Source organism: Microcoleus sp. PH2017_24_DOB_U_A (genome assembly GCF_020738205.1).
Taxonomy (GTDB): Bacteria; Cyanobacteriota; Cyanobacteriia; order Cyanobacteriales; family Microcoleaceae; genus Microcoleus.
This window is the reverse complement of sequence record NZ_JAEQCT010000131.1, coordinates 22229-34387: the sequence shown is the minus strand read 5'-3', so window position 1 is coordinate 34387 and position 12159 is coordinate 22229. Positions and strand designations below refer to the sequence as shown.

At 49.1% G+C, this 12159-nt stretch carries 8 protein-coding genes and 1 pseudogene; 7 read left to right on the top strand and 2 right to left on the bottom strand.

Annotated features, from left to right (window positions below):
- The coding region (locus tag JGK07_RS29515) for a helix-turn-helix domain-containing protein (protein ID WP_293192553.1) at positions 1–264 on the bottom strand (264 nt) is incomplete at its 3' end.
- A gap of 67 nt (positions 265–331) precedes the next feature.
- Positions 332–517, bottom strand: coding sequence for a hypothetical protein (locus tag JGK07_RS29510; protein WP_293226322.1), 186 nt, complete (start codon positions 515–517; stop codon positions 332–334).
- Positions 518–1050: 533 nt separating this feature from the next.
- On the opposite strand from JGK07_RS29510, the pseudogene JGK07_RS29505 reads away from it, so the two are divergent.
- The 7 genes and pseudogenes from JGK07_RS29505 to JGK07_RS29480 all read left to right on the top strand — a co-directional run.
- Positions 1051–2577: pseudogene (locus tag JGK07_RS29505) on the top strand (ferredoxin--nitrite reductase); the annotation flags it as partial.
- Between the two features lie 75 nt (positions 2578–2652).
- Entirely contained in the window at positions 2653–2925 is a 273-nt protein-coding gene (locus JGK07_RS33330; RefSeq protein WP_293271524.1) for a 2Fe-2S iron-sulfur cluster binding domain-containing protein, read from the top strand.
- Positions 2926–3105: 180 nt separating this feature from the next.
- Positions 3106–4452, top strand: coding sequence for a CmpA/NrtA family ABC transporter substrate-binding protein (locus tag JGK07_RS29500; RefSeq protein WP_293192549.1), 1347 nt, complete (start codon positions 3106–3108; stop codon positions 4450–4452).
- A 169-nt stretch (positions 4453–4621) separates the two neighbouring features.
- On the top strand, positions 4622–5491 hold the full coding sequence (ntrB, locus tag JGK07_RS29495; protein ID WP_293184225.1) for a nitrate ABC transporter permease: 870 nt from the start codon (positions 4622–4624) through the stop codon (positions 5489–5491).
- A gap of 225 nt (positions 5492–5716) precedes the next feature.
- Positions 5717–7747 (top strand): nitrate ABC transporter ATP-binding protein, encoded by a 2031-nt coding sequence (locus JGK07_RS29490; protein WP_293184227.1) that lies wholly within the window; start codon positions 5717–5719, stop codon positions 7745–7747.
- 105 nt (positions 7748–7852) lie between these two features.
- Complete coding sequence (locus JGK07_RS29485) at positions 7853–9562, top strand: nitrate ABC transporter ATP-binding protein (RefSeq protein ID WP_293184229.1); 1710 nt, start codon at positions 7853–7855, stop codon at positions 9560–9562.
- Positions 9563–9901: 339 nt separating this feature from the next.
- Positions 9902–12073: a molybdopterin oxidoreductase family protein gene (locus tag JGK07_RS29480; protein ID WP_293213893.1), complete on the top strand. Its 2172-nt coding sequence runs from the start codon at positions 9902–9904 to the stop codon at positions 12071–12073.
- Positions 12074–12159 lie beyond the last annotated feature (86 nt).

Here is a 12159-nt window from a genome sequence, read left to right as displayed (position 1 = left end):
TTCTTTTAAATCAATCAAAGCGTTTTGGTAAACACGAGAAGACAACTGATTCATCCAAGCACATTCAGGTTGTTTCTTGACGTAGTTAGTGAGAACTTTCTTGATTTCGTTGATGACCTTTGAGTCGGAAAACTCACCTCCACCGTACATTTGAACTCTCAGGCTCAAACCCATGTTAAATACCACGCGCCGAAAGCCTGCGTGTTTTGCCATCAAGGTCGCTTCAGTATTATTCAATTTGAGCGCTCGCTTGACGGCAAACATGGAACTGACTCTCAGCAATCAACTGTAGATAAGTTTAGCTTTCCTATTTGCCACTTAAGTCTTGCTCTTAACCTATCGCCGAGAGCTCGTTGACAATTTTGACTTTTCCCTTGAGCACCGAGCGCAGCAGGCGGTTGATCGAATGTCTGTCTTGCTCGTCGAGAGAGTCATCCAATACAGCGGCCATCAAACCGTAGCGATCGGCTACAGTCAAACTGCCCGTATCGGTAACAGAGTGACGCTGGCATGCCAGAGAGCGTGATGTTTTGAGCCTAACTGTGTGATAACCACGGAGCTTATTTTGTGACGAGCGACGTTTGAAGTCTGCGATCGCCGTCACAATATTATGTCAGAGCTACCCATTGCCTCCACTCCCCTCCAAAATCTAAAGATTTATAAAGCTTTTTGGGATCTGTGGGTGTCTTTACCCATTTCCAATGTATAAAACGCATTGCGGTGATGCAAAAAGCTCATAAAACTCAAGATTTTGTAAAAATAGCTACGAATATTTACTGTTGCGCGCTTTACATTAGTTCATAACAAAGGTGCATCGGAATACAGCGATCGAGCCATCGGTAACAACTATAACCATATATAGTTTGGCTGAATTCGAGACAGCGCCTGGCAAAGCTCAAGTATACAAAAGACCAACCATGCTTAAACGAAATTAGATCCAGTAACTAAATATACAGTTTTAAATCCACAGGCTCATTAAGGTTAGCAGGAAACACATTTTATGCTCCAAGTCAATATCTCAGGGAATAAACCAGCAGCGAGGGTAAATCGATGACCCAAACAGTAGAACCCCAAGCGAGCCTAAACAAATTTGAAAAACTCAAAGCCGAAAAAGATGGCTTAGCGGTTAAAGCTGAGCTAGATCACTTTGCCCAAATCGGCTGGGAAGCAATGGATGCAACAGACCGCGAGCACCGCCTCAAATGGCTCGGCATCTTCTTTCGGCCAGTAACTCCGGGCAAATTCATGATGCGCCTGCGCTTGCCCAACGGCGTCATTACCAGCAATCAAACTAGAACGTTAGGAGACATATTGCAACGCTACGGCTCCGACGGCAGCGCTGACATTACCACCAGACAAAACCTGCAACTGCGCGGAATTCGGATCGAAGATGTGCCCGATATATTCCGCCGCCTCAAGGAAGCGGGGATGACCAGCGTTCAGTCTGGCATGGACAATGTACGTAACATCACGGGTTCCCCAGTCGCGGGTTTGGATGCCGACGAACTGATAGATACGTGGGAATTGGCGAACCAAGTCCAAGACATGATTACCAACAGCGGCGAAGGCAACCCAGAGTTTTCCAATCTGCCGAGAAAGTTTAATATTGCGATCGCAGGTTGCCGCGATAACTCAGTCCACGCCGAAATCAACGACATCGCCTTCGTACCCGCTTACTCTGACGGCAACATCGGCTTTAACGTTTTAGTCGGCGGCTTCTTCTCCGCCAAACGCTGCGAAGCTGCAATTCCTCTCAACGTCTGGGCAAGTCCCAGCGACGTTGTAGATTTGTGCAGAGCGATATTAACGGTATATCGCGATCGAGGCCCGAGAGCAAACCGCCAAAAATCTCGCTTGATGTGGCTGATTGACGAACTCGGCATCGAACAATTCCGCGCAGCCGTCGAAAAAGAAGTAGGCCGCACTTTGTCCCCCGCCTCCCCCAAAGATGAAATCATCTGGGACAAACGCGACCACATCGGCATCTACGCGCAAAAACAATCAGGGCTCAACTATGTAGGGTTGCACGTTCCCGTCGGACGGCTGCGAGCAGCGGATTTGTACGATTTGGCCAGAATCGCTGAGGTTTACGGCAGCGGCGAACTCAGGCTCACCGTCGAAGAAAACGTGATTGTTCCCAATGTTCCGGACTCGCGGCTCGAATCCCTCGTAAAAGAACCGTTATTGCAACGTTTCTCGATCGACCCCGCACCCCTGATGCGAGCCTTAGTTTCCTGCACCGGGTCGAAGTTTTGCAACTTCGCCCTCATCGAAACCAAAGCCCGATCCGTGGCAATGATTCGGGAACTGGAAGCCGAACTCTCTGTTCCCAAACCGGTCAGAATTCACTGGACTGGTTGCCCCAATTCCTGCGCTCAACCCCAGGTAGCCGACATCGGCTTGATGGGTACAAAAGTTCGGAAGAACGGCAAAACCCTCGAAGGTGTAGACATCTACATGGGAGGAACAGTTGGCAAAGATGCTCATTTGGGTACTTGCGTCCAAAAAAGCATTCCTTGCGAAGACCTGAAACCGGTGCTGCATCAACTGTTAATTGATAAGTTTGGGGCCGTGCCCAATCCAGCTTTCGGGGATGTCGCTTCCCTGAACCGGCAACTGCAACTGACGGTTGAGAGAGACGAAACAGTTCTGATGGCGAAACCTCAGACATCTACTGTCATTTTCGCTCGATCGGGCAAAACAGTTGCTTGCAGCGAAGATGAGTTCATTCTCGACGTTGCCGAAAGGGCTGGGCTTGAACTGGACAGCAGTTGTCGATCGGGAACCTGCGGCACTTGCAAGCAGCAACTCCTAGAAGGTAAAACCGTCTACGACAGCCAGCCTGACGCAGCCTCCGACTTAGAACCAGGGTTCATCTTAGCTTGCAGCGCGCGGGCGATCGGCAAAGTGTCGATCGACGCCTAATATCATAATGTGAGATTCGAGAGACCCAAAGAATTATCTCATTGCGAACAGAATTATGTCATTGCGAATGATATTGTCTCAGTGCGATCGAAATTATGTCATTGCGAAGGTCGTAAACCAATCTCACATCAGGCATCTCACATTTCGAGTATCTCAAAGTACACCAACAATTCAAGACAAATGAGCAACCTCTCCAGAAGAAAATTCATCATCACCGCCGGAGCAACAGCAGCAGGCACCCTCCTCGCCCACGGTTGCAGTTCCGGTTCCAGCACTACCAGCGCCTCACCGGGCGCTGCCTCACCGGGCGCTGCCTCACCGGGCGCTGCCTCACCCAGCGCCGCCCCAGCAGTCAACGTCAACCCCGCCGACGCCCCCGAAGTTACTACAGCCAAACTCGGATTCATCGCCCTCACCGACTCCGCACCCATAATCATCGCCCAAGAAAAAGGGTTATTTGCCAAGTACGGCATGAAAGACGTACAAATCCTCAAACAAGCATCTTGGCCAGTTACTCGCGACAACCTAGAACTCGGTTCTGAAAAAGGCGGCATTGACGGAGCCCACATCCTCTCCCCCATGCCTTACCAGATGACCTTAGGCACAATTACCAAAGGCAATCAACCAGTGCCGATGAACATTGTTGCCCGGTTAAATACCAACGGTCAAGCCATCTCCGTAAGCAAAAAATACCTAGATTTAAAAGTAGGTACAGACAGCAAACCACTCAAAGCAGCCCTCGCCAATCAAAAAATTGCTGTTACCTTTCCCGGCGGCACCCACGATTTGTGGATGCGCTATTGGTTAGCAGCCGGTGGCATCGATCCGAATACAGATGTTTCTGTTATTCCAGTACCGCCACCTCAAATGGTAGCTAACATGAAATCCGGCAGCATGGAAGCATTTTGCGTCGGCGAACCTTGGAATGCCCAGCTAGTTACTCAAAAAGTTGGATACACCGCCTTAGTAACGGGAGAACTCTGGAAAGATCACCCAGAAAAAGCCTTAACTTTAAGAGCAGATTGGGTTGAGAAAAACCCTAAAGCTACTAAAGCAATTACAATGGCCGTACTGGAAGCTCAGCAGTGGTGCGATAAGCCAGAAAATAAAGATGAGATGTGCCAAATCATCTCTCAAGATAAGTGGTTGAAAGTACCACTTGCAGATATTGCAGGTCGCATGAAAGGACAAATTGACTATGGTACTGGCCGCGTTGAAGCAGCTAGTTTAGTAGCAATGAAATTCTGGGCTGACAATGCTTCCTATCCCTACAAGAGTCACGATGCTTGGTTCATCGCAGAAAATATTCGCTGGGGTTATATGCCGGCAACTACCGACATCAAAGCCACGGTTGATAAAGTTAACCGCGAGGATATTTGGAAAGCAGCAGCGACAGCACTTGGCGTTCCCGCTGCCCAAATTCCGGCTACCACTTCTCGCGGTGTCGAAACATTTTTTGACGGCGTGAAGTTTGATCCGGAAAAACCAGAAGAATATCTGAAGAGTCTGGCTATCAAGAAAGCCTAATTAGTGAACAGTTGACAGTTGACAGTTGACAGTTGACAGTTGACAGTTGACAAATCATAAAATTTAGTGGCGTTGAGTTTCGCAACTCAACCCACCACAGCCGATAGGGTTCTCAATTCAAAGTATCTACAAATAATCGATTATTCACTACTGTACTGCAAACAGACAAATGGCAACCAATCTCTCTGTTTCTAAGAGCAAAAATCCAGCAAATTTCGTGCTGGATATGGTTCAAAAAAACCGCAAAAAAATCATCCGCCCGCTAGTTGCGATTACAGTTCTGCTGGTAGTTTGGCAAATCCTCTGCCACGACCCCACATCCACCTTGCCCGGCCCGATTAAAGCCGTCCAAGAAAGCTGGAATTTGATTATCAATCCGTTCTTCGATAACGGTGGTACTGACAAAGGTTTATTCTGGCAACTGGCTGCTAGCTTGCAGCGGGTGGCGATCGGCTTTACTCTAGCAGCAATTCTAGGCATTGGTTTAGGAATATTAATCGGTACAAACTCTTTAATGTTCGATGCTTTAGACCCGCTATTTCAAGTATTTAGAACAATCCCGCCCCTGGCTTGGCTACCGATCGCCCTGGCAGTATTTCAACAGTTCAATCCCTTTGAAGGCTTGGGGATGAAAGCTAACGAAGTTTCTGCACTTTTCGTAATCTTGATTACAGCAATCTGGCCGATTCTGATTAATACCACAGTAGGCGTTCAACAAATACCTCAAGATTACAGAAACGTCGCCCGAGTCTTGCGCCTCCCCAACCAAAAATACTTCTGGAAAATCTTGCTACCGTCTTCGGTTCCTTACATCTTCACAGGGTTGAGAATTGGTATCGGTTTGTCTTGGCTGGCGATCGTAGCTGCGGAAATGTTAGTCGGCGGTGTCGGCATCGGCTTCTTCATCTGGGACGCTTATAACAGTTCTCGACTCAGCGCCGTGATTCTGGCAGTGCTTTATGTAGGAATCGTCGGTTTGATTTTAGACAGACTCGTTGGTTTCGTCGCTTCCAAAGTTGTTCCTGAAGACAATAAATAAGATTGGGGAATGGGGAATGGGGAATGGGGAATGGGGAATGGGGAATGGGGAATGGGTGATTAGTAGTTGGTGATTAGTTATTAGGAAGCGGGAATAATTATATATGCCCAATGCCCAATGACCTGTTTGGCCAATGACCTGTTTGGCCTTCTTCCCAATTCCCAATTCCCCATTGCCAAATTAATAATTAGCATCTACTAAAGTACAAACTAACAGAAAATAATCATGTCAATCCTTATTGAAGTAGACCACGTAGACCGCGTATTTAACTTGCCAAATGGCGAGCAATACATCGCTCTCAAAAATATCGAACTTAAAATTAAAAAGGGAGAATTTATCACCTTAATCGGACACTCCGGTTGTGGCAAATCTACACTGTTAAATATCATCGCCGGACTGGACACAGCAAGTCAGGGCGGGATTACTTTAGAAGGGCGCGAAGTCCGCGAACCAGGCCCGGATAGAATGGTGGTATTTCAAAATTACTCGCTACTACCTTGGCTGACGGTGCGCGAAAATATTGCTCTAGCAGTAGATGAAATTTACAGCGGTAACTCTAAAGAAGATCGCGAGTTGGTAATCGAATACCACATTAAATTGGTGGGACTCGGACAGGCTGCCAACAAGCGCCCCAGCGAAATTTCTGGGGGGATGAAACAAAGAGTTGCGATCGCCCGCGCCCTCGCTATCCGCCCAAAATTGCTCCTGCTAGACGAACCCTTCGGTGCTCTCGATGCTTTAACTCGCGGTGGTTTGCAAGACCAATTGATGAACATTTGCGAAGAAAGTAAAGTCACCAGCGTGATGGTAACTCACGACGTGGATGAAGCTTTGTTGCTGAGCGATCGCATTGTAATGCTCACCAACGGCCCGGAAGCGCAAATCGGACAAATTCTGGAAGTGGACATTCCTCGGCCCCGCAAGCGCATGGAAGTGGTCAACCATCCGAGTTACTACGCGCTGCGAAACGAAATGGTTTACTTCCTCAACCAGCAAAAGCGGGTGAAACAGCGCCGGGCCAAACAACAAGCCCCATCCGTGGCGATCGCCCGCAACGGCCTGGAAAAAGTCAACCTCGACATCGGCTTTATTCCCCTCACCGACTGCGCGCCCTTAGTCGTAGCCAAAGAGAAAGGATTCTTCAAAGCCCACGGCTTAGAAGAAGTCACTCTCGTGCGCGAACCTAGTTGGAAAGAAATTGCCAAAGGTATCGCGCAAGGACGGCTGGACGCGGCGCAAATGGTTGCAGGAATGCCGATCGCCATGCTGTTGGGATTGGACGGCGAAGCCCCGGTTCCCATCAACAGCGCCTTAACCCTGTCCCGCAACGGTAACTCGATTATTTTCGGGAAACACCTTTACGACCAAGGTATTCGGACATTAAAGGATTTCAAAGCTGCGATCGCCAAGACCCCCGACAAGGTACAAACCTTGGGCATGGTACACTCCGCTTCCATGCACAATCTGCTGTTCCGCTACTGGCTGGCTGCCGGTGGGATTGACCCCGATCGCGATGTAGCCTTGACCATGCTTCCTCCCCCGCAGATGGTATCGAATTTAAAAGCAGGCAACATCCAGGGCTACTGCGCCGGCGATCCCTGGAACTCCAAAGCAGTCAACGACGGTACCGGTTTTGCCATCGCCCGTTCCCTGGATATTCTGCCCGGACACATCGAAAAAGTTCTCGGCGTTAGCGAAGATTGGGCTCAGAAATATCCTAAAACCCACGTCGCCCTCGTCAAAGCGCTTTTGGAAGCCTGCGAATACTGCGACGACCGCCGCAACCGCGAAGAAATCCTAGAATTGATTTGCCAAGAACAATACATCGGTGCGGATCCAAAAGACATCCGTCCGGGGTTCATCGACCCGTACAACTCCGGTACGGAGGCACAACCCGAAATGCTCTACAATTTCAACCAGTTCTATGTTGACAAAACCAATTGTCCAGACCGCCTAGAAATGGTGTGGGTGATGTCGCAGATGGCCCGCTGGGGACTGATTCCGTTCCCGAAAAACTGGGTGGAAGTGGTCGATCGAGTTTTGCGGCCCGATGTGTTCGGTCAAGCAGTGCGCGAGTTGGGTTTGCCGGATATCGCTAGAGCTCGCCGGACGATCGAACTATTTGACGGCACTGTCTTTAATCTAGACGACCCGATCGACTACCTTGAAAACGTCAAAATCAAGCGCGACCTTCGCATTGAAGAAATCTTAATTGAACAAATAGGCAGTCAGTGTTCCATCAGACAGCCAGCATAATCACCAAATAGGAAGAGGGAGTGAAGAGTAAGGAATCAGGAAACAAGACTCCACATTTCCCGCTTCCTAATTACCTCTCTTACTAACCCTTAATCCTAAATTCTCATGTCTAATTCCGCAAACCCCCAACCAAATCCTGAAAATATGCAAACTATCAAAGCGCCCCCGGCAACGAAGATTCAGAGTAAGAAATCAGGCTTTTTGACTATTAAAGATGTATCAAAAGTCTACCCAAACCTGAAAGAACCAGAAAAACCTTTCGTGATTCTCGACGGTGTGAACCTGACGATTAATGAAGGCGAATTTATTTGTTTGATCGGTCACTCTGGCTGCGGCAAATCAACTTTGCTGAACATGATTGCGGGATTTAACGGGCCGACAAGCGGAGAAGTTGCTCTCGAAGGTGCGCGGATTACTGAACCGGGCCCCGATCGCATGGTGGTGTTTCAAAACTACTCGCTGCTACCGTGGCTGACTGCTACAGAAAACATCCACCTCGGTGTTGAAACTGTTTACGGGGATAAGTCCGCAGAGGAACACGACAAGATCGTCAAAGATAACCTGGAATTAGTGGGGCTGACAGAAGCTTGCAACAAAAGACCGGGCCAGTTGTCGGGCGGTATGAAACAGCGGGTGGCGATCGCCCGAGCCCTGGCAACTCGTCCCAAACTGCTGATTTTGGACGAACCCTTCGGAGCACTAGATCCGATTACCAGGGAAGAATTGCAGGAAGAATTGCTGAAAATCTGGCACGAGTACAAAATTACGATCGTCATGATTACTCACGATATTGATGAAGCTTTGTTTTTAGCCGATCGCATCGTGATGATGACCAACGGCCCTGCTGCATCAATCGGCGAAGATATGCACATTCCCTTCAGCCGTCCCCGCAACCGCACGCGGATGATGGAAGACCCGAAATACTACGAACTCCGCAACTTTGCTTTAGAATTCCTGTTCTCTCGCTACGCCCACCACGAAGAGGACACAACGGACTCAGAAATGGCACCCGTCGTCCTGCCATTACCCGCTAGCAAAAAGCCTGGGGCTACTGCTGACAAGCCCATGCCACCGGTATCCTTTGTGCCTCACGCTGCACAACCCCTAGAAGCCTCGCCAATTAAAGGTGCCGTCCTGGCAATCTCGTGGTTGGTAACAATGGCAACTTTAGCTGCTGTCAATACATCTGCTGTTTCCAGCCAACTCAAGCAAGCCAAGCTAGCAGAAACTGCGCCACCTGCACCTGCGGCCGTTGTGAGTTCTCCCCCGAGCCCTGCACCGATCGCAGCCAGCCCTGCACCGATTGCAGCCAGTCCTGCACCGATCGCAGCCAGCCCTGCACCGATCGCAGCCAGCCCTGCACCGATTGCAGCCAGTCCTGCACCGAGTGCTGCTGCAAGTCCTGCATCCATTGCCAGTCCTGCACCGAGTGCTGCTGCAAGTCCTGCATCCATTGCCAGTCCTGCAACCTCACCCACCAAGGCAGCAAGCAGTGCAGGTTCAGGAATTTCGGACAAAGCTGAACTTGATGCGATCGGAAATCAGTTGTATGCACGAATTGACGAAAATTGGAAAACAACTCCGACATTTACCCAAAGTTTGACCTATCGAGTCAAAGTGAAACAAAACGGAGATATCGTACAGTTCGAGCCCACAAATAAAGCAGCTAAAGATTTCCTCAAAGAAACTCCTCTGCCGACTTTGCAAACTCCTGCCGGTGCCGCAGCAGGCGCTCAAAAAACTGCTGATTTCCAAGTAACGTTTAGCCCCACCAGCGGTGGCGGCGGCTTATTAGAAGTTAAAACCGCGAAATAGGTGACTTATACCATTTTTGCATTGGATAGTTGAAGATTTTCGATTGAGAAGCCGATCGCCTCGGCTCGATCGACTACTATAAAATAGGTTTGTAGTGAGGACTTTAGTCCTTCTTTCGGCGGACTAAAGTCCTCACTACAAACCTATCCGAGTGCGATCGCGAGTTTAACTAAAGATAGCGGTTAATTTGAAATCAGGGTATTTTCCGCTTATGTAAAGCATTTCCGGGGTAATTTAGTAATTATTGATACATTATTTGTAGGAGTCCTCAGTTCCAACTATAATGACGAATTACGAATTATCCATGAGCTTTCAAAAATTAGCATCTAAAATCACCAGATGGAAACTATAAAAACTCTTTGTCCTTACTGCGGTGTAGGTTGCGGTCTAGAAGTTGTTCCCGACAAAAAACAAACTTGGAAAGTGCGGGGCGATCGCAATCACCCATCGACTCAGGGCATGGTTTGTATCAAGGGAGCAACGGTAACAGAGTCCATTCGCAGCGATCGGCTACTTTATCCGATGATGCGAGAGACTCTCGACCAGCCGTTCCGTCGCGCTAGCTGGGACGAAGCTCTCAATGCCATTGTTGACCGCATCCAGGCAATTCGCAGTACCAGTGGGCCAGATGCTTTGTGCGTTTACGGTTCAGGTCAATTCGCTACAGAAGATTATTATGTTGCCCAGAAACTCATGAAAGGTTGTCTGGGCACTAATAATTTTGATGCGAATTCTCGTTTGTGTATGTCTTCAGCGGTTTCGGGATACGTTCAAAGTTTTGGTTCGGACGGGCCGCCTTGCTGTTACGACGATTTAGAATTAACAGATTGCGCTTTTATTATCGGCAGCAATACAGCGGAATGCCATCCAATTGTATTCAATCGATTAGTAAAGTACCACAAAAAACATCCCGATGTCAAGATAGTTGTGGTAGATCCGAGGCGGACTCCGACTGCTGAAGTCGCAGATTTGCACTTGGCAATTAAACCAGGGACGGACATAGATTTACTCAATGGAATGGCATATTTGCTGTTGCGGAGGCAAGCAATAGATCCTGAGTTTATTCAAGAATGCACGGCAAATTTTTCAGCTTTTGCTGAAGTTGTCAGCAGCTATACGCCGGAGTTTGTAGCCTCGCGCTGCGGCATTACTGTCAGCGAGTTAGAAACTGCTGCCAACTATTGGGAACAGTCACAACGGGTTTTGTCTCTGTGGTCGATGGGAATTAACCAGTCCTCCGAAGGTACGGCAAAGGTGCGATCGCTAATTAATTTGCACTTGATGACTGGTCAAATCGGCAAACCGGGATCTGGCCCGTTTTCCCTCACAGGCCAGCCAAACGCGATGGGAGGCCGGGAAGCTGGAGGACTTTCTCACTTACTTCCAGGCTACCGCTTTGTCAAAAATGACGAACACAGAACCCAAGTCGAGGAGTTTTGGGGAATCGCACCGGGAAGCATTTCGCCGAATCCAGGCCGCAATGCTTGGGATATGATTACCGGTTTGGAAACTGGCGATGTTGAGTTGTTGTGGATTGCCGCCACCAATCCGGTGGTGAGTATGCCGGATTTGGAACGGACAAAAGCTGCTTTGTTGCGATCGCCCTTGACGATTTATCAAGAAGCATACTATCCCACCGAAACCTCAGCCTACGCTCACATCCTGCTGCCGGCAACCCAGTGGAGCGAAAAAACCGGAGTGATGACGAATTCCGAACGCCGCGTGACGCTTTGTCCCGGTTTCGATGAACCATCCGGCGAAGCGCGCGACGACTGGAAGATTTTTGCAGAAGTCGGCCGCCGGTTGGGTTTTGCCGAACACTTTGCTTTCGACAGCAGCGCCGATATATACAAAGAATACGTGCAGTTGACACGCGATCGTCCCTGCGACGTAACAGGCCTCAGCCATGAATATTTGCGCCTTCAAGGCCCCCAACAGTGGCCATGTCCCGAAAATCAGCCTGTGCATCCAGCGACTGAAGCTAAACGGCTGTATACTGACAGGCGTTTTCACACTCCTGACGGGCGGGCGAGATTTTCGGCCTATCACTCCCGGGGACTAGCAGAACCACCAGATCCCGACTATCCGTTTGTGTTAACCACAGGAAGAGTTTACGGACATTGGCACACGATGACTCGGACTGGGAGAACAGAGAAAATCAATAAATTGCACCCAGATCCGTTTTTGGAAATTCACCCGCGCGATGCTGCTAAATTGCAGATTAAGGAGGGTGATTTGCTAGAAGTTCGATCGCGCCGCGGTAAGGCTCAGTTTCCAGCAAAAGTCACCAAGGCGATCGCCCCTGGTACGCTATTTGTACCGATGCACTGGGGTTCTCTGTGGGCAGAAAGTGCTGAAGCCAATGCCATGACTCATGCTACAAGTTGTCCAGATTCCAAACAGCCCGAGTTAAAAGCTTGTGCGGTGCAGTTAGTGCTGATTGGGGCAGAAGTGGCCGCAGAAGTTGGGGAGTTTAATTGGGCAAAATCCACCGTCACGGTCAATTCTTGAGTTGCCGTCCAACTTTACCTTGGTTTCTTGCCACAGACTCAAATAAAATTCTAGTTTTTTTGTCAATAAACCCAGTTTCTTAGCTA